Source organism: Sphingomonas sp., assembly GCF_019635455.1.
Classification (GTDB): domain Bacteria; phylum Pseudomonadota; class Alphaproteobacteria; order Sphingomonadales; family Sphingomonadaceae; genus Sphingomonas.
The window spans coordinates 26854-46923 of record NZ_JAHBZJ010000008.1 but is presented as its reverse complement, the minus strand read 5'-3'; the positions used below and the strand labels follow the sequence as shown (position 1 = coordinate 46923).

The 20070-nt window shown below is 68.8% G+C and carries 22 protein-coding genes; 5 read left to right on the top strand and 17 right to left on the bottom strand.

The genetic code is table 11. The annotated features are described in order from the left end of the window. Positions 1 to 4 precede the first annotated feature (4 nt). Complete coding sequence (locus tag KF783_RS10930) at positions 5 to 2398, top strand: J domain-containing protein (protein ID WP_294079231.1); 2394 nt, start codon at positions 5 to 7, stop codon at positions 2396 to 2398. Here KF783_RS10930 and ftsH read toward each other — a convergent pair. The 8 genes from ftsH to KF783_RS10890 all read right to left on the bottom strand — a co-directional run bounded on the left by ftsH (position 2386) and on the right by KF783_RS10890 (position 12169). Beyond that, a complete protein-coding gene (ftsH, locus tag KF783_RS10925; RefSeq protein WP_294079230.1) occupies positions 2386 to 4344 on the bottom strand; it encodes an ATP-dependent zinc metalloprotease FtsH in 1959 nt (652 codons plus the stop codon). The genes KF783_RS10930 and ftsH overlap by 13 nt on opposite strands. An 83-nt stretch (positions 4345 to 4427) precedes the next feature. Further along, positions 4428 to 5522: a tRNA lysidine(34) synthetase TilS gene (gene tilS, locus KF783_RS10920; protein WP_294079229.1), complete on the bottom strand. Its 1095-nt coding sequence runs from the start codon at positions 5520 to 5522 to the stop codon at positions 4428 to 4430. After that, on the bottom strand, positions 5485 to 6441 hold the full coding sequence (locus KF783_RS10915) for a tetratricopeptide repeat protein (RefSeq protein ID WP_294079228.1): 957 nt from the start codon (positions 6439 to 6441) through the stop codon (positions 5485 to 5487). Before KF783_RS10915 ends, tilS begins: the two co-directional genes overlap by 38 nt. Positions 6442 to 6523: 82 nt before the next feature. After that, the gene (locus tag KF783_RS10910) at positions 6524 to 7327 is read right to left on the bottom strand and encodes a RodZ domain-containing protein (RefSeq protein WP_294079227.1); all 804 of its coding nucleotides are present in this window, start codon (positions 7325 to 7327) and stop codon (positions 6524 to 6526) included. Positions 7328 to 7436: 109 nt separating this feature from the next. Continuing rightward, complete coding sequence (gene ptsP / locus KF783_RS10905; RefSeq protein ID WP_294079225.1) at positions 7437 to 9716, bottom strand: phosphoenolpyruvate--protein phosphotransferase; 2280 nt, start codon at positions 9714 to 9716, stop codon at positions 7437 to 7439. Positions 9717 to 9759: 43 nt separating this feature from the next. Continuing rightward, a complete protein-coding gene (locus KF783_RS10900) occupies positions 9760 to 10449 on the bottom strand; it encodes a hypothetical protein (RefSeq protein ID WP_294079223.1) in 690 nt (229 codons plus the stop codon). A 58-nt stretch (positions 10450 to 10507) separates the two neighbouring features. Next, the gene (locus KF783_RS10895) at positions 10508 to 11527 is read right to left on the bottom strand and encodes a nitronate monooxygenase (RefSeq protein ID WP_294079222.1); all 1020 of its coding nucleotides are present in this window, start codon (positions 11525 to 11527) and stop codon (positions 10508 to 10510) included. Positions 11528 to 11575: 48 nt separating this feature from the next. Beyond that, positions 11576 to 12169, bottom strand: a complete 594-nt coding sequence (locus KF783_RS10890; RefSeq protein WP_294079220.1) for a hypothetical protein — start codon at positions 12167 to 12169, stop codon at positions 11576 to 11578. Between KF783_RS10890 and KF783_RS10885 the strand changes: the two genes are divergently transcribed. Both KF783_RS10885 and KF783_RS10880 read left to right on the top strand, forming a co-directional pair. After that, complete coding sequence (locus KF783_RS10885) at positions 12141 to 12593, top strand: secondary thiamine-phosphate synthase enzyme YjbQ (RefSeq protein WP_294079218.1); 453 nt, start codon at positions 12141 to 12143, stop codon at positions 12591 to 12593. The genes KF783_RS10890 and KF783_RS10885 overlap by 29 nt on opposite strands. Positions 12594 to 12602: 9 nt before the next feature. Next, positions 12603 to 13409 carry an endonuclease/exonuclease/phosphatase family protein gene (locus tag KF783_RS10880; protein WP_294079216.1) on the top strand — a complete coding sequence of 269 codons (807 nt, stop codon included), beginning with the start codon at positions 12603 to 12605 and terminating at the stop codon, positions 13407 to 13409. A 20-nt stretch (positions 13410 to 13429) separates the two neighbouring features. Here KF783_RS10880 and KF783_RS10875 read toward each other — a convergent pair whose 3' ends face one another. After that, the gene (locus tag KF783_RS10875; RefSeq protein WP_294079214.1) at positions 13430 to 14704 is read right to left on the bottom strand and encodes an aspartate kinase; all 1275 of its coding nucleotides are present in this window, start codon (positions 14702 to 14704) and stop codon (positions 13430 to 13432) included. Positions 14705 to 14751: 47 nt separating this feature from the next. Here KF783_RS10875 and ubiG point away from each other — a divergent pair, with 47 nt between their 5' ends. Then, a complete protein-coding gene (gene ubiG, locus KF783_RS10870) occupies positions 14752 to 15489 on the top strand; it encodes a bifunctional 2-polyprenyl-6-hydroxyphenol methylase/3-demethylubiquinol 3-O-methyltransferase UbiG (protein ID WP_294079213.1) in 738 nt (245 codons plus the stop codon). Here ubiG and KF783_RS10865 read toward each other — a convergent pair. From KF783_RS10865 to KF783_RS10850, 4 genes are all read right to left on the bottom strand, one after another. After that, complete coding sequence (locus tag KF783_RS10865; protein WP_294079211.1) at positions 15459 to 15596, bottom strand: hypothetical protein; 138 nt, start codon at positions 15594 to 15596, stop codon at positions 15459 to 15461. The two genes, ubiG and KF783_RS10865, sit on opposite strands and share 31 nt — an antisense overlap. Further along, positions 15593 to 16147 carry a hypothetical protein gene (locus KF783_RS10860; protein ID WP_294079210.1) on the bottom strand — a complete coding sequence of 185 codons (555 nt, stop codon included), beginning with the start codon at positions 16145 to 16147 and terminating at the stop codon, positions 15593 to 15595. Before KF783_RS10860 ends, KF783_RS10865 begins: the two co-directional genes overlap by 4 nt. Positions 16148 to 16267: 120 nt before the next feature. Continuing rightward, positions 16268 to 16783 (bottom strand): hypothetical protein, encoded by a 516-nt coding sequence (locus KF783_RS10855; RefSeq protein ID WP_294079208.1) that lies wholly within the window; start codon positions 16781 to 16783, stop codon positions 16268 to 16270. Positions 16784 to 16873: 90 nt separating this feature from the next. Beyond that, the gene (locus KF783_RS10850; RefSeq protein ID WP_294079206.1) at positions 16874 to 17245 is read right to left on the bottom strand and encodes a tRNA-binding protein; all 372 of its coding nucleotides are present in this window, start codon (positions 17243 to 17245) and stop codon (positions 16874 to 16876) included. A 46-nt stretch (positions 17246 to 17291) separates the two neighbouring features. Between KF783_RS10850 and ung the strand changes: the two genes are divergently transcribed. Beyond that, entirely contained in the window at positions 17292 to 17969 is a 678-nt protein-coding gene (gene ung / locus KF783_RS10845; RefSeq protein ID WP_294079205.1) for a uracil-DNA glycosylase, read from the top strand. Between the two features lies 1 nt (position 17970). Here the strand turns inward: ung and KF783_RS10840 are convergent, their stop codons facing one another. Genes KF783_RS10840 through KF783_RS10825 form a run of 4 tightly spaced genes read right to left on the bottom strand, consistent with a single transcriptional unit; the run spans position 17971 to position 20045 of the window. Beyond that, positions 17971 to 18561: a hypothetical protein gene (locus KF783_RS10840; RefSeq protein ID WP_294079203.1), complete on the bottom strand. Its 591-nt coding sequence runs from the start codon at positions 18559 to 18561 to the stop codon at positions 17971 to 17973. After that, a complete protein-coding gene (folD, locus tag KF783_RS10835) occupies positions 18561 to 19436 on the bottom strand; it encodes a bifunctional methylenetetrahydrofolate dehydrogenase/methenyltetrahydrofolate cyclohydrolase FolD (protein ID WP_294079201.1) in 876 nt (291 codons plus the stop codon). Before folD ends, KF783_RS10840 begins: the two co-directional genes overlap by 1 nt. Beyond that, the gene (locus KF783_RS10830) at positions 19426 to 19734 is read right to left on the bottom strand and encodes a DUF167 family protein (protein ID WP_294079199.1); all 309 of its coding nucleotides are present in this window, start codon (positions 19732 to 19734) and stop codon (positions 19426 to 19428) included. The genes folD and KF783_RS10830 overlap by 11 nt, the downstream gene beginning before the upstream one ends. Then, positions 19731 to 20045, bottom strand: a complete 315-nt coding sequence (locus KF783_RS10825) for a YggT family protein (protein WP_294079197.1) — start codon at positions 20043 to 20045, stop codon at positions 19731 to 19733. The genes KF783_RS10830 and KF783_RS10825 overlap by 4 nt, the downstream gene beginning before the upstream one ends. Positions 20046 to 20070: the final 25 nt, after the last annotated feature.

The window sequence follows — 20070 nt, the reverse complement described above, 5'->3', positions numbered from 1 at the left end:
CGATATGCCGGTGAGGGCCTGGTGGCAGGTACTCGGCGTCGCGCGCGATGCCGACCGCACGACGATCCGCCGCGCCTATGCGAAGCGGTTGAAGGTCACCAACCCTGAGGACGATCCGCAGGGATTCATGGCGCTGCGTGAGGCGTATGAGGCGGCGCTGCGCTGGTCGGACTTCGCCGTCGTCCACGATGACGATGACGATGACGATGACGATGAGGAGGAGGCACGCGCGGCACCCGACGGTCCCGACGCCGTTCCGGACGGCGATCCGGTCGCTGTCACGCCCGTCGCCCCGCAAGTCATCCCGCACGTCGCGCAGGCCCGCCCCGCCGATCCGGCCCCCGCATCTGCCGCCGATGATCCGGCCATGGCCGACGCCACGCACTCGGACGTGGATTGGCAGCCGGAGGCGGCCGCCCATGACGCCGAACGGGCCGATCTGCGCGCGCTCACCGACGCGCTTGAGGCTGGCCTGCGCGGCCCGTGGTTCGCCGATGCCGATCGCCTTCGATTCACCCTTGCCCGCATGCTCGACGCGCCGGCGATGATCGAACTCGAAACGCGTGACCGGATCGAACACTGGCTCGCCGGGTTGCTGGCCGACACGATCCCGCGCAGCGACGTCCTGCTGGTCCCCGCGATCGAGGCCTTTGGATGGGAGGCGGAGGGCAATCGTCCGCACGCCGTCTGGGATATCCTGAGCCGCCTCGACGAATGGCGGCTGATCGGCGATTTCGATCGCGGCGAGCATCGCCTGTCGCCGGCATGGCGGGCATTGACGCGCGGGACGGGGACGCGTTGGCCGCGACGGCTCACCGCGCTGCGCCCGGGGTTCCAGGCAAAGATGCGCGAGTTGCTCGATCTTGTCGATTATCAGCTGCCCGGGCTGGCCCATTCGATCGATGCGTCCGCGCGCGACTGGTGGCGGGCGTTTGTCGAGCGCCCGCGATTCGCATTTACCGACGCGATCGTGATCTTTCTGTGCGCCTGGTTCGCGATCTCGGCCGCGCTCAGCGACGCGCCTTCGGGTCTGCGCCTCGCGATCCTGACCGCCAGCGTGCTGGTCGCGACCGGTTTTCCGCTGGTGCGGCTGCACCTGATCGCGCCCTGGCGATCGCGGCGACAGGAACGTGGCGCGCTGCCCGATTGGCGGTCGCATGGCTGGATCGCGCTCTGGCTGGCATCGGCGATGGTTTTCATCTTCGCGCCGGACCGGATGGCGGTGATGGTCGCCGTGGCGGCGGCCGGCGCGATCGCGGCCTTGTGGATGCTCGTCGCCGCCGCGAGTGCGCCGCGCCTGGGCAATTGGATGTGGCGCGCCTTTTCCTATGGCGCGCTGCTGGCGCTCGGCGGTTCCGCGCTCGAGGCTGCGTCGCCCTCGCATCAAATCGCGCTTGCGGGCGTCGCACTGGCGTCGCTGGCCATCACCGTGTGGGGAGGACCCGCGCTGGTGGCTGCCGGATGGCGGCTTGGCCGCTGGCCCGTGGCGATCGCGACCGGGACCGCGCTCGCCTTTGTCGCCGCGGGACTGGTGCGGGTCGCGATGTCCGCCAGCCCGTTCCCGATGGCGCAGTCCGTCGGGGCGGGGCTGGTCGCCACCGTCCTGCTCGGCGCGGTGCGCGACGTGGCCGATGGCAGCGTCTTCGTGCGCTTCGTGCCGGCATTGCGGTTCGGCATCTGGTTCGTGCTGGTGATTGCGATCATCGCCGGCGCGCCGGATCGACGGAGACAGGACGGCCCTCCGCCGGTCCAGACCGTGTCGGCCGATGCCATGAAATCGATGGAGGCGGTGCAGCCCGGCTATCGCGCGCTCCGGACGGGCAACCCCACGCTCTATGCCTCGATCCGCGATATCGCGGCACAGATCGCCAGCGGGAGCCGCACGCGTGACGATGGCGCGCGCGCGATCGACCGGCTGGTGAACATCGCCTATCGCGAGCGGCTGCCAGAGGCTTCGGCGGCGCTGATCGCGGCGGAATTCGAGATTCAGCTGGCGACGCGGCGCGAATTGCGGAGCCGGGACCCGCGCGCCTGTGCCGACGGGCTGCGCGAGGGGCAGAAGCACGATCTGAGCGCCCAGCTCGAACGGCGCCACTATGCTCATGCGCTCGCCGTCGCCGCGAGCATGCCTGCGTCCGTCGCCGATCGTGCCGCCGGCACGCCGGCGTCCCTCGCCGATCTCCTGCGCGATGCGGCGAATGGCAAGCCGGACCGCGAACAGGCGCTATCCCGCGCGTTGCAGGGAAGCGACGCGGCCGCGAAATGCGCCGCGCGGATCGCCGTGCTGGAGGCGCTGGTGGCGCGTCCCGACGCCGATATCGCCAAAACGATGCGGCCCGCGCTCGTCACGCAGGCCGCAGAGGATTCAGCAAAGGCGAAAGGGCGTCAGGCCCCCTGAGGGGCAGGGTTGCCGAACGGCCCCTTTGGCCGCCGCGTCTTGGGGATCGATGTCCCCGCAACCGCGACCGGTTTCGTGCCGGCGCCCGGATCGGGGCGGCCGATATCGCCATCGGCGAGCAGCTTCTTGATCTCGTCGCCCGACAGCGTCTCATATTCGAGCAGCGCGCCGGCCAGCGTGTGAAGCTGGTCGATATGCTCGGTCAGCACGTCGCGCGCGCGCTTCAGGCCACCCTCGACCGTCGCCTTGATCTCGGCATCGATCAGCTGCGCGGTCTCGTTCGACATGTGGCGCGGCTGTGCGGCGGAGTAGCCGAGGAAGCTCTCGCCCTCGGGCTGCGCATATTCGACCGGGCCGACCGCATCGGACATGCCCCATTTGGTGACCATGTCGCGGGCAAGGCCCGTGGCGTACTGGATATCGCCGCTGGCGCCCGACGACACCTTGTCATAGCCGAAGATGATTTCTTCGGCGACGCGACCGCCCATGCTCACCGCCAGGTTCGCGTACATCTTGTCGCGATGGTAGGAATAGCTGTCACGCTCGGGCAGGCGCATCACCATGCCCAGCGCGCGACCGCGCGGGATGATCGTCGCCTTGTGGATCGGATCGCTGGCCGGCTCGTGCAGCGACACGATCGCATGTCCGGCCTCATGATAGGCGGTCATCCGCTTCTCGTCGTCGGTCATGACCATCGATCGGCGTTCGCTGCCCATCATGACCTTGTCCTTGGCCTCTTCGAACTCCTGCATCGCGACCAGCCGCTTCGACTTGCGCGCGGCCATCAGCGCCGCCTCGTTGACGAGATTGGCGAGATCGGCGCCCGAGAAACCCGGCGTGCCGCGCGCGATCACCCGCGCATCGACGTCGGGCGCCAGCGGCACCTTCTTCATATGGACTTCGAGGATCTTCACGCGCCCTTCGATGTCCGGGCGCGGCACCACGACCTGGCGGTCGAACCGGCCCGGCCGCAGCAGCGCGGGGTCGAGCACGTCGGGGCGGTTGGTCGCGGCGACGATGATGATCCCCTCATTCGCCTCGAACCCGTCCATCTCGACCAGCAGCTGGTTCAGCGTCTGTTCGCGCTCGTCATTGCCATTGCCCAGGCCGGCGCCGCGATGGCGGCCGACCGCGTCGATCTCGTCGATGAAGACGATGCACGGCGCGCTCTTCTTGGCCTGTTCGAACATGTCGCGCACCCGGCTGGCGCCGACGCCCACGAACATCTCGACGAAATCGGAGCCGGAAATGGTGAAGAACGGCACGCCCGCCTCTCCCGCGATCGCACGGGCGAGGAGCGTCTTGCCGGTGCCGGGCGAACCGACCAGCAGCGCGCCCTTGGGAATCTTGCCGCCCAGCCGGGCGAACTTGGTCGGGTCCTTGAGGAACTCGACGACCTCCTCCAGCTCCTCGCGCGCCTCGTCGATGCCGGCGACATCGTCGAACGTGACCTTGCCCTCTTTCTGGGTCAGCAGCTTCGCGCGCGACTTGCCAAAGCCCATCGCGCCCGATCCGCTGTTCTTCTGCATCTGGCGCAGCACGAAAAAGGCGATGCCCAGGAACAGCAGGAACGGCAGCGACTGATACAGCAGATACAGCCACACCGACGGCTGCTCTTCCGGCCGCGCGCTGATCGTCACGCCCTTCCCGCGCAGCGTCGGGATCAGCTGCGGGTCCGGCACCGTATTGGTGCGGAATTTCGAATTGTCGTCGAACGTGCCGGTGATGACGCTGGGCGAGACGTTGACGTCCTTCACCGCGCCCTGCTGCACCTTGTCGAGGAAGGTGGAATAGGGGATCGTCGTCCCCGCGGACTGGGTCCCGCGGCTGTCGAACATCGTGACGAACAGCGCGAGCGCCGCCAGGATGCCCACCCAGATGAGCAGGCTCTTCATCCACGGGTTGCCGTTGTTTTCGGGCCCTTGCTGCTTGTCGTTGTCGTTCATGCGGTTCCGGCACTCTTGCGATAGGCTGCCAAGATAGGCGTTGTCAGGTTAATGGCAATGGAACGGCCCGCGCATTGAGCCGATCAGTGTGATCGACGCGGCGGGGCCGGCGCGAACAGCCACAGATCGCCCTTCGGCGTCGCCATGACGCCGGCATGCGTCGCCTTGCGCCCGCTCTCCAGCGCGTCGAGCAGCGCCTCGATGTTCGCTCCCTCGGACCATTGCCCCTCGCCGATCGCCGAAATCATGCGAACATAGGCGATGGCGTCGCGCGCGAGCCGCCGCCGCAGTTCGCGAGGCAGCCCGCTCATATCATAGTGTCGGGAATCGACGTCGCTCGCGCGCAACCGGTCGCGGCTCAGCCATTCGAACATGGCGGTAAGGTCGCGGTCGGCATCCGCGCAGATGCTGGCGGATTTCGACAAGGCGACAGCGTCCAGCCAGGGGTTTTCCGCCAGCAGCCGGCGCATGCGCACGCGTTCGAAACGTGGATCGACGTTGCTCGGGTCATCGATGAACGGTGCCGCGATCGCCTCGGCAAACCGACGCAAGTCCGACCGCCGCCAGTTCAGCAAGGGGCGGATCACCGCGACGCGATCCACGTCCGCAACGGCCACGACGCCATCCTTGGGATAGCCCCGATGCCAGCGATGCCTGTCCCAGTTCCAGCGCGGGCGGATTCCCGACAACCCCGACGGCCCGGTGCCGCGGCGCGCGCGAAGCAAAAATGTCTCGGCCTGATCGTCGGCATGATGCGCGGTGGCGACCGCCATCGCCCCCGTCTGGACCGCCCAATCCCCCAGCAACGCATAGCGAGCGGTGCGGGCCACCGCCTGGATACTCGCACCCGAGAGCTTTCGCCGGGGCTTGAGGATCTGATGCGGGACCGCGATTCGATCGCACAGCTCCGCGACGAGCGCGGCCTCGTTCCCCGACTCGCGTCGCAAGCCATGATCGACGGTGGCGGCACGCACGGCACCGGGATGCGCTTGGGCGGCCAGCATGAGCATCGCCACACTGTCGGGGCCACCCGATACCGCGAGCGCAAGCATCCTTTCCGATGACGGCGTTTCGCCGGTCAGCGCCTCCACGTCGCCCCGGAACCGTTCGACCCATCGCGGGTCGGGCGGGGTCAGCGCGTCACTTGCACTTGCTGGCGGATCGGCCGGTCGCGACATCCATCTTCATCGCTTCGCTGATCCGGTCGCCATAGACCTGGGTCAGTTCGTCATAGACCTTGCACACCTCGCTCGCCGGCTTCTTCATCTTCACCAGCGCCTGTGCGAGATAATAGAGCGAATCCGGCGCGCGCTCGCCATTCGGCATCTTCTGGTAGTTCTCGAAAAAGGCGGTGGCGGCCAGCGCCGGCTTGCCCTGGTCGAGCAGCGCGCGGCCCAGCAGGTTCTGGGCATAGCTGGCGCGGCGATGCTTGGGATATTTCTGGACGACCTGGCGCAGTTCGACCACCGCCTTGTCATATTCCTTCGCCGACCACAGGCGGAAGCCATAGATATAGCCATCCTCGGCCGGGTCGTCGGTCTTTGGCCGTTCGATCCCCGCGACCGTGGTGGACGCGGCGGGGGCCGGGGTCGGCGTGCTCGCGGCGGCGCCTCCGCCGGTGGACGGGCGCGATGCCGGCGGGCGGGTGGCGCCCGACGATGACGGCGGCGCGTCGCCGGTCCCGACCGACGAGGCGGTTTCCTCCAGCGCCTTCAGCCGCGCGTCGGTCGACCGCTTATAGGCGGTGAACGCGTCCTCCAGCTGACGCAATTTATAGGAGGTCTGTTCGATCTGCCCCGTCATCGACGACATCTGCGATTCCAGCGCGTTGACGCGCGCGGTCAGGTCGGTGACGACGCCGGTCGCCGGCACGCCGGGAGCGCCCTGGCTCTGTTGCGGCGGGGTGATCTGCGGCTCGACGGTCTGGCCGGCGCCGCCCGGAAACACCTTGCGCTGCACCGCGCGCATCTCGCGCTCCAGCCGGTCGACCCGGCCCTCGATCCCGTCGCGGCCCGCCTGGGCGCCCGCCGGCATCGCCGCGATCGTCAGCATCGACGCGGCGCTGCCGAGCGCCGCCAGTTTCAACACGTTACGCATTCACACACCCCCCACAGGCGTCAGATATCGGTACCCTATACATCACATGGCGAATCTGTCGCCACGCTTTACGGCGGCGGCGTCAGGGCGCGGTCGAATTCCCGACCGGCGCCGCGTCCGCGCCCCGCGCCATCAGCGCCTCCGCGCTCACGGGTATGTCCTTCACGGCGACCCCGGCCTTGCCCAGCGGCGCGACGTTCGATCCGTTGATCGTCACCTGAATCGCCTCGGGCCGGCCCAGATTGATCATCGGCCCCCTGGCGTCGCGTGGCACGTCATACCGCTCCCCGGCGGCCATTTCCTTTTCGAACAATCGCTTCCCGTCGGCATCATAGATGCGCAGCCATACTGGCTGGGTCGCGGTCAGCGTCACCTGGCCGCCGCTGGACGGCGTCGGCGTCGCGCTCGGCGCGGGTTCGGGGGTCGCGCTGGCGACGGGGGTCGGTTCGGGCGCCGCGGCGTGGCCGCCCCGGAACAGGTCGGTGCCGTACCACAGGCCGACCGCCGCGAGCAGCAGCACCGCGATCGCCGCGCCCGCCCAGACCAGGCCGCTCGACGGCTCGCGGATCGGGTCCTCCGGGTCGTAGCTTTCATACACCTCGCGCTGGGCGAACATGTCCGCCGTCTCGCCGCGAAGTTCCCTGGCCAGCGCGACCTCGTCCAGCCCCAGCGTGCGCGCATAAGCCTTGACGAAGCCGATCGCATAGGTGGGGGAGGGCAGGCCCGAATAATCCGACGCCTCGATCGCCTCCAGATGGCGCAGCGGCACCCGCGTCCGCGCCGCGATGTCGGCCAGCTCCAATCCCTGCGCAAGCCGCGCGTCGCGCAGCTTCTCGCCGACCTTCTCGGGGAAGAGGCTGGGGCTGTTGCCGGTTTCTTCGTCCATTCGCTCGGCTCCGGTCGTGCGCGGGGTGGTGCGTCGTCCTGTGGTGACCCGCGCCCGGGGGTGATGTCAACGCTGGCAGGCGAGAAAAACCCGGAAAACCGCAGATCGATCAGGCCAGTTCGACCCCGTTCGCGCTCGCCCATGCGGCCAGCGCACCCCGCATGTCGCGGGGGGGCGCGGCCAGCAGTGCCGGCATCGCCGCCATCAGCGCGGCGCGGTCGAGCGACCGGACCATCGCTTTCAACGGGCCGACCGCCGCCGGGGTGATCGACAGCCGATCGATGCCCAGCCCGATCAGCGCCATCGCCTCCAGCGGCCGACCGCCCATCTCACCGCACACCGCCAGCGGCTTGCCGGCGTCGCGCGCCTGGTCCGACACGCGTTTCAGAAAGCGCAGGATCGACGGGCTGAGCCAGTCGTAGCGGACCGCCAGCTTGGGATGCGCGCGGTCGGCGGCGAACAGGAACTGGGTCAGGTCGTTGGTGCCGACCGACAGGAAATCGAGCCGTTCGAACAGGATGTCGAGCACTTCGGCAAGCGCCGGCACCTCCAGCATCGCGCCATAGCGGATCTGGAGCGGCAGTTTGTGGCCGCGCGACTCCAGCCACGCGCGCTGGCTTTCGAACAGGGCGCGTGCCTCGTCGAACTCCCACGGTTCGCTCACCATGGGGAACATGACGTTCAGCGTGCGCCCGGCCGCCGCCTCCAGCAGCGCGCGGGCCTGCACCTTCATCAGGCCTTCGCGGTCGAGCGCCAGGCGCAGCGCGCGCCAGCCCATCGCCGGATTCTCCTCCTCGCCATTTTCGTCATGGTCGAGATAGGGAAGCGCCTTGTCGCCGCCGATATCGACGGTGCGGAACGTCACCGGGCGGTCGCCCGCCGCGTCCAGCACATCCTTGTACAGCCGTTTCTGCCCCTCGCGCTGGGGCAGGGTGGCGGACACCAGAAACTGAAATTCGGTGCGGAACAGGCCGATCCCGTCGGCGCCGGTGATGTCGAGCGCGGCGACGTCGTCACGCAATCCGGCATTGACCATCACCGTCACGCGATGCCCATCCTTCGTCACCGGCGGTTCGCTCTTCAGCGCGGCGAACGCGGCCCGGCGTTTCTGCGTGATCAACAGCTTGGCGTCGAACGCCTCTTCCATCGCCAGCGTCGGGCGGATGACCAGCGTTTCCTCGTTCACGTCGAGCAACAGCCGGTCGCCCTCCGCGATCAGGCGGCGGATATCCTTGACGCGCCCCAGCACCGGCACGCCCATGGCGCGCGCGACGATGGTGACGTGCGCGGTCAGCGACCCTTCCTCCAGGATCACGCCCTTCAGCCGGCGGCGATCATATTCCAGCAGTTCGGCCGGACCCAGGTTGCGCGCGATCAGGATCGAATCCTGTCGCAGGCCCAGTTGCGCGGCGGTGCCGAGCTGGCCCGACACGATCCGCAACAGCCGGTTGGACAGATCCTCCAGGTCGTGCATCCGGTCGCGCAGCAACGGATCGTCGATCTCGCGCATGCGCATGCGGGTGCGCTGCTGGACGCGCTCGATCGCCGCCTCGGCGGTCAGGCCGCTGTCGATCGCCTCGTTGATGCGCCGGCCCCAGCCCTCGTCATAGGCGAACATCTTGTAGGTCTCGAGCACCTCCTCATGCTCGCCGCCGACGCCGAACTCGGCCTGGCTCGTCATCCGGTCGATCTGCTCGCGCATCTTGTCGAACGCGGCATAGACCCGGTGGCGCTCGGCCTCGGTATCCTCGGCGACGGTGTGCTCGATCGAAATGCGCGGCTGGTGGAACACCGCCGCGCCCGCGGCCATGCCATCGACCAGCTTGAACCCGCCGACGCGCGCGGTGGCAGTCGAATGCGCCCGGGTCGTCCCGGCGCCCACCCCCGCCTCGTCGATCAGGCCGGCGTTGGAGATCAGCTCGCTCAGCACCATCGCCACGGTTTGCAGCGCCTCGATCTCCACCTCTTCATATCGGCGCGGATCGGCATGCTGTACCGCGAGCACGCCGACCGCGCGCTCCCTGCGGATGATCGGTACGCCGGCGAAGCTGTGGAACGCCTCTTCCCCGGTTTCGGGGCGATAGGCGAAGTCGGGATGCGCGGCCGCCTCGTCCAGGTTCAGCGTCTCGACATTCTTGGCGATCGTGCCGACTAGTCCCTCGCCCGGGGCCAGGCGCGTGACATGCACCGCCTCCTGCGACAGGCCGCGCGTCGCGAACAGCTCGAGCACGCCCTCACGCAGCAGATAGATCGAACAGACCTCGCTTTGCAGCGCCTCGCCGATGATCTCGACCACCGCGTTCAGCTTGCCCTGCGCGCCGGTGCGCGACGCCATGACATCGTGAAGACGCGTCAGAATCTCGCGGGCGGATGCGGCGGCGGTCGGCATGGCGTCGGCGCTATCAGATCGGCGCGGGCGCGCCAAGCGAGCGTCAGCGCGCGGCGGTCACCTCACGCCCTCCGGTGACGACCGCATCGGCGACGAAGACGGCGGTATCATAGGCGAGTTGCGGAGGGCCGGATTCGCCGCGCCGCCATGCCGCCACCGCGATCCGCCAGTCGTCATAGCGCGCGTAAAAAGCGGTAAAGGGCCGGTCGATCGCGGCGATCGCGGTCGGCGCGAACGCGGCGAACTGACCGGCGGGCAGGCTTGCCGCCTCGCGCAACAGCGGCGCCGCGACCGCGCAGAAGCCGGCGGCGGCGGGCGGCTGGGCGAAATAATTATAGAGGCGCGTCATCGCCGGATCGAACCGGTCGGCGCCGCCATATTCCGCCGCGAGGCGGCGATGCGCCGTCGCCAGCGTCTCGCGATGCGCGGTGAGCAGGCGGTTATAGGCCTGCGCCAGCATGGGGTCGGGACAGTTCAGCGCGGCGACGTTGAACGCCGCACGCAGGTGCCACACCGCCCCTGCCGGCGACAGGTCGCGGTTCGGCGTCGCATAGCCGCCATCGGCCAGTCGCGCCGGGATCGACAGGTTGGGCGCCGCGCCGTCGGGCGGCGCCGGGGGTCCCGCGCGCATGGGGACCGGCGGGGTCGCAGGCGCGGGTGCGGTGGCGACGCGCGGAGTGGCGGCACAGGCGGACAGCAGCGCCAGGGCGGCGAGGACGGGAACGCGATACATGCCGCCGACCTGATCATGGCCGCGTCAATTTCGCGTTAAGGCGCGCCGCCCCCGCGCGTCAGGCGGCGCGTTTTTCCAGAGCGGCGGCGGCCTCGGCCATCAGCTGTGCGATGATCTCGGCGACCGGCTCTTCCTTCGAAACCATGCCGACCGACTGGCCAGCCATCAGCGATCCGCTGTCGATGTCGCCGTCGATCACCGCGCGACGCAGCGCCCCGGCCCAGTAATGTTCGATCTGCAACTGCGCCTCGGCCATCGCGACCCGGCCCTCGTCCAGCGCCTGCGCGACCTCGCGCTGCTTGGCGGTAAACAGCTCGCTGCCCGCATTTTTGAGCGCGCGAACCGGGATCACCGGCAAGCGCGGATCGATCTGTACGCTCGCCACCGCGTCGCGCGCGCTGGCGCGGAAGAACGCCTTTTTGAAGTTGGGGTGCGCGATGCTCTCGCTCGCGCAGGCGAAGCGGGTGCCGAGCTGCACGCCCGCCGCCCCCATGTCGAGATAGCCGGCGATCGCCTCCCCCCGGCCGATCCCGCCGGCAACGAACACCGGCACCTGATCGGCGACTTCGGGCAGGATTTCCTGCGCCAGCACGCTGGTCGAAACCGGGCCGATATGGCCGCCGGCCTCCATCCCCTCGACCACCAGTGCATCGACGCCCGAGCGGATCAGCTTTTTCGCGAGCGAAAGGGCCGGCGCGAAACAGATCAGCCGGGCGCCATTTCCCTTGATCGCGTCGAGCGATCCGGCCGGGGGCAGCCCGCCCGCCAGCACGATGTGCGTCACCTCATGCTTTGCGCATATCGCGATCAGATCGAACAGCTGCGGGTGCATGGTGATCAGGTTCACGCCGAACGGCTTGTCGGTCAGCGCCTTCGTCCCCGCAATTTCCGCGTCCAGCAATTCGGGGGTCATCGCGCCGCATGCGATCAGCCCGAACCCGCCGGCGTTGGAAATCGCGGACACCAGGTTGCGCTCGCTCACCCACGACATCGCGCCGCACAGGATCGCCGTTTCACTGCCAAGGAACTCGCGGCCGCGCGCCATCCGGCGCTGCAAGCGTTCTTCACCGATGCTCATCGCCCGGCCCTAGCGCCGGGATCGGCGGATGTGCAAGCGTCGGCGCGATCAGGGACCGCATTCCCAGATGCCGTCGATGGCGGCCGGCGCCATGCCCGCGCCCTCGATCGACAGCGTCGCCGCGTGGCTCGATCCCTCATGGCCCGTCGCCCGGTCGGCGCCGCGCGTCAGCGAAATGCGCAGGCCGCCCCCGGCAAAGCCGCCGCCCTGGCGCATCGCATCGAACCCGCCGGTCGCATCGGCGCGCAGCGCGACCGGCGTGCCGGCGCGCGCCACCACCGCCGTCGCATGGCTCGCGGGATCGGCGTCGCCCGCTGCGGCGAACAGCAGCACGCCCTGCTCGCTCAGGAATGCGCAGCGCAGTTCACCCTTCAGCACGCCGGTCGCGGCCTCGCCGACCGGATCGAGCGTGATCGTGCCGAGTGTGGGGCGGGGCGCCGGGATCACCGGCGCCGGCGTGCCGGCCGGAGTCGCTTCATTGGCGGTTGGCGCCTGCGGTGCGGGCGAACAGGCGGCCAGCGTCGCGGCGAGCAGGGCGGAGCAAAGGTTGCGCATGTCGTCCCAACGCGTATCCGTCGATGCGGTGCCGGTCCAGCCGGTGAAAGGAGCGACGATGCGCCAGCATGCCGGCGAACTCACCATCGCCACGCCCGGCCCGGGGCTGCACGACGTCACGCACCCGGTGCGCGCGTGGGTGACGGGGACGGGCCTCGCCACCGGTCTGCTCACCCTGTTCGTGCGCCACACCAGCTGCTCGCTGCTGATCCAGGAAAATGCGGCGCCCGCCGCCCGCCGCGATCTCGAACGCTGGTTCGCGGCCCTGGCGCCGGAACGCGCCGGCTATGAACATGACGATGAGGGCGCCGACGACATGCCGGCGCACCTGCGCGCCGCGATCACCGCCGTTTCGCTTTCGATTCCGGTCGCGAACGGCGCGCCGGTGCTCGGTACGTGGCAGGGCATCTATCTGTTCGAACATCGCCGGATGCCGCATCGCCGGCAGATCGCGCTGCACCTGATCGGCGAGGCCTGGCGGGCGCTTGGCGACCATGACCGGGGCGGTTAGGGATCGGGGATGATCGATCGCCGTTCCCTGCTCGCCGTCGCCGGCATGGCGCCGCTGGCCGCCTGTGCGCCGCGTCCCGCCGCACCCCGCGCGCTGCTGCGTCTCGCCACGTTCAACATCTGGCACGATGCCGGCGACTGGGCGGCGCGCCTGCCGCTGCTGGTCGCCGCGTTGCGCGCTGCCGACGCAGATGTGATCGGGCTTCAGGAAGTGTTGCAGGACGGTCGCAAGCGCTTGCCCAACCAGGCCGAAACGATCGCGGCGGCGCTGGGCGGCTATCGCGTGACCTTCATGTCCACCTCGCCGCCGGATGCGGCGAACCGCTATGGCAATGCGGTGCTGACCCGTTTGCCGGTCCTGTCGGCGGATACGCGAAAGCTGGCGCCACTGTCCGATTATCGCACCGCGATCCGGGTCCGCGTCGCGCGTGCCGGGACGCCCGTCGATATCGTCGTTACCCATCTGGCGTGGCAGCCCGATGCCGCGGCGGTCCGCGCGCAGCAGGTGCGCGATCTGCTCGCCTGGCTGCCCGCCGACGGTACGCCGCTGGTGGTAATGGGCGATTTCAATGCGCCGCTCGCCGATCCGGGGCTGGCCCCCCTGCGCCAGCGCGGCCTGGTGCCGGCCCCGCTTCCGCCCTCGGTGCGCACGACGCTGGTCGAGGCGCGGGGCCATGCGCCGCGCATCATCGACCATATCCTTGCCGATCCGGGGCGTTTCGCGATCGGTCCGGCGCACCGCATCGGCGACGTGCCGACAGATGGCGAATATCCGTCCGATCATTTCGGCGTGGCGGCCGCGCTCAGGCTGAGCTGACCGGCGCGCCGACCGCCGGTTCAGGCCGCCGCTTCCTCCGGCGCGTCCAGGCCATAGGCGGTGTGCAGCACGCGCACCGCCAGTTCGGTCTCGTCCTCATGGATCAGCACGCTGACCTTGATCTCGCTCGTGGTGATGGCGAGGATGTTGATGCGCCGTTCGGCCAGCGTGTCGAACATCGTCGCGGCGACACCGGCATGGCTGCGCATGCCGACGCCGACGACGCTGATCTTCGCCACTTTCGCGTCGTGGATCAGCCGGTCGAAGCCGATCGGTCCCTTCTGCTTTTCCAGGACGTCCAGCGCGCGGGCCAGTTCGGCGCGCGGAACCGTGAAGGTCACGTCGGTCGATCCGGTCGCATGGGCGATATTCTGGACGATCATATCGACGTTGATCCCCGCCTCGGCCAGCGGGCCAAAGATGTGCGCGACCGCGCCCGGACGGTCCGGCACGTCGGTCAGCGTCACCTTGGCCTCGTTCCGGTCGTGCGCGATTCCCGTGATCAGCTGGCGTTCCACGTCCTCAATCTCCTCTTCGCCGACGATCAGCGTGCCGCGATGCCCGGCGTCGTCGCGCCTGTCGTCTTCCTGATGCTCCTCGAACGAGGACAGCACGCGCACGCGCACCCCCTCCTTCATCGCCAGTCCGACCGAGCGGGTCTGAAGCACCTTCGCCCCCACGCTCGCCAGCTCGAGCATCTCCTCATAGGTGACCTTGCCCAGCTTGCGCGCGCGCGGAACGATACGGGGATCGGTCGTGTAGACGCCGTCCACATCGGTATAGATGTCGCACCGGTCCGCCTTCATCGCCGCCGCCACCGCGACCGCACTGGTATCCGATCCGCCCCGACCCAGCGTGGTGACGCGATTGTCGTCGGCCAGCCCCTGAAATCCCGGCACCACCGCGACTTTGCCGTCGGCCAGGCTGGCGTTCAGCGCGTCGGTGTCGATCGATCCGATCCGCGCGCTGGCATGCGCGCTGCTGGTGTGGACCGGCAGCTGCCAGCCGAGCCAGCTGCGCGCCGGCACGCCGATCGCCTGGAGCGTGATCGCCAGCAATCCGCTGGTCACCTGTTCCCCGGCGGAAACCACGACGTCATATTCGCGCAGGTCGTAGAGCGGCGAGGCTTCCTTGCAAAAGCCGACCAGCCGGTCGGTTTCGCCCGCCATCGCGGACACCACCACCGCCACCTGGTGGCCCGCCTCCCATTCGCGCTTCACGCGTTCGGCGACGTTGCGAATCCGCTCGATGCCCGCCATCGACGTGCCACCGAACTTCATCACAATCCGCGCCATTGATTCCGCCCCTTGGGTCGTTGCGGGGGCGCTGATAGGAGGGGGGGATGGCAATGACAAGCAAAGCTACGATTGACCCCCGCGAAGCTGAGCATTTCGGGCGGCTGGCGGCGGACTGGTGGGACCCGAAGGGGGCGTCGGCGATGCTGCACCGGCTGAACCCGCCCCGGCTGCGCTATATCCGGGAGGCGATCGATGCGCATTGGGGCGGCGATCCGGCCGGTTTCGCGCCGCTGGCGGGCCGGTCCGCGCTCGATGTCGGCTGTGGCGCGGGATTGTTGTGCGAACCGCTCGCCCGGCTCGGCGCCCGCGTCACCGGAGTCGATGCGGCGCCCGAGAATATCGGCGCGGCGCGCGCGCATGCCGCCGCTGCCGGTCTCGACATCGACTATCTGGCCGGAGAGTTCGAGACGCTGACCGCCGGCCGCCGGTTCGATCTCGTCACGTCGATGGAGGTGATCGAGCATGTCGCCGATCCGGCGGCCTTCGTTACGGGGCTGGCCGCCGCGCTGGCCTCTGACGGCCTGATGATCCTCTCCACCCCCAACCGCACCCCGCTCTCGCGCCTCGCGATGATCACGGTCGGGGAGGGGCTGGGGATGATCCCGCGCGGCACCCATGACCATGATCGCTTCCTCACGCCCGATGAGCTGGAGGAGATGCTGGTCGCGGCCGGGCTTCGGGTGACCGACCGGCGCGGGCTGTCCTTCTCTCCGGGCGCGGGCTTCCACCTCTCGGCCGACGACAGCCTCAATTATCTGCTCACCGTCCGCCACGCGGCATAGCGATCGGGGATGCGCGGGGAGCGGTGGATCCGGTCGAACAGGGTGTTGGCCGCGTCCGGGTCGGGCTGTGCGCGCGCATCTCTCGGCGGCGGCGTGGGGGCGCTCATGCCCGTCGTCCGGCGGTACGGAACGCCAGCGCGGCGATCAGCCAGCATGCGGTGAACATGCCGGTCAGCGCGATCACATCGTCCGGCCAGCCCGCGCCCTCGCGCCCCATCCCGCCGGCCAGCGCCACGATGCCGAGCGTCAGCTGAACGCCCGCCGCCGCGATCAGCGTATGCGTCATCCCCGTCATCGAGCCGCGCAGGGCGATCGCGCCGCCGACGATGGTTGCGACCACCAGCGCGAACATCAGGTTGGCGGCGTTGCCCGCGTCCCCGACGATGCCGACCGCCATGGCGATCCAGACCAGCAGGAACAGGCCGGTGGCGGTGATCGCAGCGCCGGCGCGGTACAGGCCGTCCGCGCCGCTTCGGATCAACAGCTCATATCCGCCCATCGCCCCGGCGAGCGGCAGCGCCATGACCGCGAAGTCGGCGGCGCTCCAGCGCACCTCGACGGTAAAGCGCATGGCGACCGCCGGGATCAGCAACAGGCCGGCCGTGGCCGTCCAGCGCATGATGCGCCAGCCACGTCCGCTCTCAATTCGATCGATCATCGTCCTTCCTCCGTCAGGGATGACGAAGGAGCTACGCGCCGGCCCCGCCGCGCGTCATGAGCGCGACCTGAGCAACATATGAGCAATCGGCGCGGCGCCGCATGCGCCGGGACCGGGCCGCTATTTCTTCTTGGTGAACTTGAATCCGCTCAGCCGCACCGCCTTCAGCTCGACCTGATAATCGGTGCTCGACGTCTGCCGGTCCTTGACCGACGCTTCGCCCGCGGCCGCCCATTTGCCGGCGCCGCTGGGATCGCCCTCGATCGTATAGTCGAACGTGCCGCCGCTCGCATTGGCGACCTTCAGCGTGCTGGTCGATCCCTTCACCGTCAGCGTCGCCGTGATGATCGCCGTCCGCTTCATCGGGCCGTCCGCCAGATGAACCATCGTCGCGCCATCGTCGCCGGCCATCGCCAGCAGCACCTTTTTCTCGCCCGCCTTGATCTCCACCGACTGGATCGCCGCGCCGGTCGGCTCGGATTCCGGCGTCCCCTCTGCCTTGGGCTTGGCGGGTTCGTCGCGGTCGGGATTGTTCATCGAATGGGTCGGCGTGCCGAGCCGCTGGGCGAATGCCGGCGCCGACATCGCCGTCGCGGTGAGCGCGAGCGCGCCGATGAAAGTCGTGGAGCGAAGCAAGCGTGCCTCCTGAAAAGCGGTGCGTGGATGGCACGAGATTTGCCTAGTGCGCCGGCAATGGCAAGGGCGGGCGCGCGCATTTGCGACGAATCAGAACAGCCGGCCGCCGTTCGGTACCGGTTCGCTCGGTCCCATCAGCACCACCTTTCCATCCGCATCGGGAAAGCCCAGCGTCAGCACTTCGGACATCATCGGCCCGATCTGGCGCGGCGGAAAATTGACCACCGCCGCCACCTGCCGTCCGGGCAGGTCGTCGCACGCATAATGTTCGGTGATCTGTGCCGATGAACGCTTGACGCCGATCGCCGGGCCGAAATCGATCGTCAGGATGAACGCCGGCTTGCGCGCCTGTGGAAAGGGATCGGCGGCGATGATCGTGCCGATGCGGATATCGACCGCCAGAAACTGGTCGAACCTGATTTCGGGCGCGGCGGGCGCGGTGCTGTCATGGGCCATGTGCATCGGCGCGCATTGACAGGTCCGCCCGCCATCGCCCAGTCCCCAAACGATGACGGTCCATCTGCACCCCGAATGGCTCGAACCGCTTCGCGGGCAGTTCGACGCGCCCTACATGGCGGATTTGCGCGCATTTCTGGTCGCGGAAAAGGCGGCGGGCAAGCGCATCTTCCCGCGTGGCCGCAACTGGTTCCGCGCGCTCGACCTTACCCCGCCCGGCGACGTGCGCGTCGTGATCCTGGGACAGGACCCCTATCATGGCGAAGGGCAGGCGCATGGCCTGTGCTTCTCCGTCCAGCCGGGCGTGCGCGTGCCGCCCAGCCTGGTCAACATCTACAAGGAGATGCAGAGCGATCTCGGCATCCCGCCGGCGCGGCACGGGTTCCTCGAACATTGGGCGCGGCAGGGAGTGCTGTTGCTCAACAACGTGCTGACGGTGGAGATGGGACAGGCCGCCTCGCATCAGGGGCGGGGCTGGGAACGGTTCACCGACGCGATCGTCGCGCATGTCAACGCGCTGCCCGACCCGGTGGTGTTCCTGCTCTGGGGCAGCCATGCGCGCCGCAAGGCACAGGCGGTGGACGATCGCCACCTCGTTCTCACCGCGCCGCATCCCTCGCCGCTGTCGGCGCATGGCGGGTTTTTCGGCTGCCGCCATTTCTCGAAAGCGAACGCGTTCCTCGCGGCGAACGGGCGCGGCACGATCGACTGGGCGCTGCCGCCACTGTAGATCAGGGCTGTCCGGCGATCCGATCTCTGACGACGGTCTCAAACCGGCTGCCGTTCCACAGTTCGGCGTCGAACACGCGTGCGCCATTCGCCGCCACGGTCCAGCCCCAGCGCAGCGTCCCGTCCCTCGATGCGCCGCGGCCGATTGCGTAATAGGGGGAAATTTCCGTCGTGCCGGGCTTGCCGCTACAGGATGCGCGGCGCACGCGCGGCGTTTCGGGCAACGCGCGCGGCGTGGTCAGCGTATCGCCGCCGTCATAGACCCACTTCCAGCCGCCATCGTCCTGCCGCTTCCACACGGTGGTGAAATAGCCGCTTGCGCCCGGCCGCACCCACGGCCCGGTGTTCACCGCAAAGCTGCCGTCGCACGACACGAAGCTGTCGGCCGGCCACCATTGTACCGCAATGGGGGGATCCTTGAGCGGCTCCAGAAAAGCCCGCGCATCCTTCTGCTCGGGTACGAACATCACCGCGTTGTCATCGGCGTAGCGGCGGAACGCGGTCCACTGCCCCTCGATCTGCGCGGCACGATTGAACGCGCGCTCGGCATCGACGGCGGTCATGGCCTGGGCCAGCACAAGCACGCTCAACATCAGATCGCGTCCTTCGCCAGGTCAATCCCGGCATTACGGTACGCGGCGACGATCGTGTTGCGCAACAGGCATGCGATCGTCATCGGTCCGACCCCGCCCGGCACCGGGGTGATCGCGCCGGCCACCGATGCCGCGCTGTCGAAATCGACATCGCCGGTCAGCGCGCCATCGACGCGATTGATGCCGACATCGATCACCGTCGCCCCCGGTTTCAGCCATTCGCCCTTGACGAAGCCGGCGCGCCCCACCGCCGCGACGACGATATCGGCGCGCGCGACATGGCCGGGCAGGTCCTTTGTCCGCGAATGCGCCAGCGTCACGGTGCAGCTCGCCCGGGTCAGCAGCGCCGCCATCGGCTTGCCGACGATATTCGATCGCCCGATCACCACCGCGTCCTTGCCCGCCAGGTCGCCAAGCTGATCTTCGAGCAGCATCAGGCAACCCAGCGGGGTACAGGGAACGAATCCCTCCAGCCCGGTCGCCAGCCGCCCGGCATTGACCGGGTGAAAGCCATCGACATCCTTGGCCGGGTCGATCCGTGTCAGTACCGCCTGTTCATCGATCTGTCCGGGCAGCGGCAGCTGGACCAGGATGCCGTCCACCGCCGGATCGGCGTTCAGCCGATCGACCAGCGCGATCAGTTCGGCCTGGTCGGTCCCGGCCGGCAGGCGATGTTCGAAACTCGCCATGTTGGCGGCGACTGTCGCCTTGCCCTTGCTGCGGACGTAAACCGACGATGCCGGATCCTCGCCCACCAGCACCACCGCCAGCCCGGCCTTGCGCCCCGCCGCCGCCTCGAACGCGGCCGCGTGTTCGCCGACCCGCGCGCGCAGCCCCGCCGCGAATGCCTTTCCGTCGATCAGTTCAGCCGTCATGTCCCGCCCCATAAAGTCTTGCCGCGATCCCCGCCAGCACCTCCGGATCGCCGCGCACGAAAAGCCGTTTCACCCGCGCCGTGTCCCCGGCGATCAGCGTCACCTCGCGCTTCGCCACGCCGAACGTCTTGCCCAGCAGCGCGATCAGCGCGGCGTTGGCCGCCCCCTCGACCGGCGGCGCGGTCAGCCGTGCGGCGAAATGCTCGGCCGTGCCGGGCAACACCACATTCTTTGACGCACGCGGCGTCACCCGCACCGCGATGCGGATGCCGTCCGGTTCGACGCGCCAGGGGGTCACATCGGCGGGCTGGCGAGCGCGGCGTCGAGATTGGGAATGACCGCGTAATTGATGATCGCGATCAGGATCAGCACGACGAACGGCGCGAAATCCATCGGCCCGGTATCGGGCAGGACGCGGCGGATCGGGCGGTAGATCGGCTCGGTCAGCGTGTTGAGGCCACGCCACAGCGCGCTCACGAAATCATTATAGGTGTTGATCACGTTGAACGCGATCAGGATCGACAGGATCGCCTGGACGACGATGATCCACCACAACACGTTCAACAGGATCTGGACGATGTCGAAGGTGATCGCGAGTAAGGTTTCCAACAGGGTCCTCCGGTGCTTTCGCCGC

What these genes read in the sequence shown, in the direction of transcription:
- KF783_RS10930 (WP_294079231.1), top strand. Translation starts at nt 5, where the DNA reads ATGCCGGTGAGGGCCTGGTGGCAGGTACTCGGCGTCGCGCGCGATGCC.
- ftsH (WP_294079230.1), bottom strand. Translation starts at nt 4,344, where the DNA reads ATGAACGACAACGACAAGCAGCAAGGGCCCGAAAACAACGGCAACCCG.
- tilS (WP_294079229.1), bottom strand. Translation starts at nt 5,522, where the DNA reads ATGTCGCGACCGGCCGATCCGCCAGCAAGTGCAAGTGACGCGCTGACC.
- KF783_RS10915 (WP_294079228.1), bottom strand. Translation starts at nt 6,441, where the DNA reads ATGCGTAACGTGTTGAAACTGGCGGCGCTCGGCAGCGCCGCGTCGATG.
- KF783_RS10910 (WP_294079227.1), bottom strand. Translation starts at nt 7,327, where the DNA reads ATGGACGAAGAAACCGGCAACAGCCCCAGCCTCTTCCCCGAGAAGGTC.
- ptsP (WP_294079225.1), bottom strand. Translation starts at nt 9,716, where the DNA reads ATGCCGACCGCCGCCGCATCCGCCCGCGAGATTCTGACGCGTCTTCAC.
- KF783_RS10900 (WP_294079223.1), bottom strand. Translation starts at nt 10,449, where the DNA reads ATGTATCGCGTTCCCGTCCTCGCCGCCCTGGCGCTGCTGTCCGCCTGT.
- KF783_RS10895 (WP_294079222.1), bottom strand. Translation starts at nt 11,527, where the DNA reads ATGAGCATCGGTGAAGAACGCTTGCAGCGCCGGATGGCGCGCGGCCGC.
- KF783_RS10885 (WP_294079218.1), top strand. Translation starts at nt 12,141, where the DNA reads ATGCGCCAGCATGCCGGCGAACTCACCATCGCCACGCCCGGCCCGGGG.
- KF783_RS10890 (WP_294079220.1), bottom strand. Translation starts at nt 12,169, where the DNA reads ATGGTGAGTTCGCCGGCATGCTGGCGCATCGTCGCTCCTTTCACCGGC.
- KF783_RS10880 (WP_294079216.1), top strand. Translation starts at nt 12,603, where the DNA reads ATGATCGATCGCCGTTCCCTGCTCGCCGTCGCCGGCATGGCGCCGCTG.
- KF783_RS10875 (WP_294079214.1), bottom strand. Translation starts at nt 14,704, where the DNA reads ATGGCGCGGATTGTGATGAAGTTCGGTGGCACGTCGATGGCGGGCATC.
- ubiG (WP_294079213.1), top strand. Translation starts at nt 14,752, where the DNA reads ATGGCAATGACAAGCAAAGCTACGATTGACCCCCGCGAAGCTGAGCAT.
- KF783_RS10865 (WP_294079211.1), bottom strand. Translation starts at nt 15,596, where the DNA reads ATGAGCGCCCCCACGCCGCCGCCGAGAGATGCGCGCGCACAGCCCGAC.
- KF783_RS10860 (WP_294079210.1), bottom strand. Translation starts at nt 16,147, where the DNA reads ATGATCGATCGAATTGAGAGCGGACGTGGCTGGCGCATCATGCGCTGG.
- KF783_RS10850 (WP_294079206.1), bottom strand. Translation starts at nt 17,245, where the DNA reads ATGCACATGGCCCATGACAGCACCGCGCCCGCCGCGCCCGAAATCAGG.
- ung (WP_294079205.1), top strand. Translation starts at nt 17,292, where the DNA reads ATGACGGTCCATCTGCACCCCGAATGGCTCGAACCGCTTCGCGGGCAG.
- KF783_RS10840 (WP_294079203.1), bottom strand. Translation starts at nt 18,561, where the DNA reads ATGTTGAGCGTGCTTGTGCTGGCCCAGGCCATGACCGCCGTCGATGCC.
- folD (WP_294079201.1), bottom strand. Translation starts at nt 19,436, where the DNA reads ATGACGGCTGAACTGATCGACGGAAAGGCATTCGCGGCGGGGCTGCGC.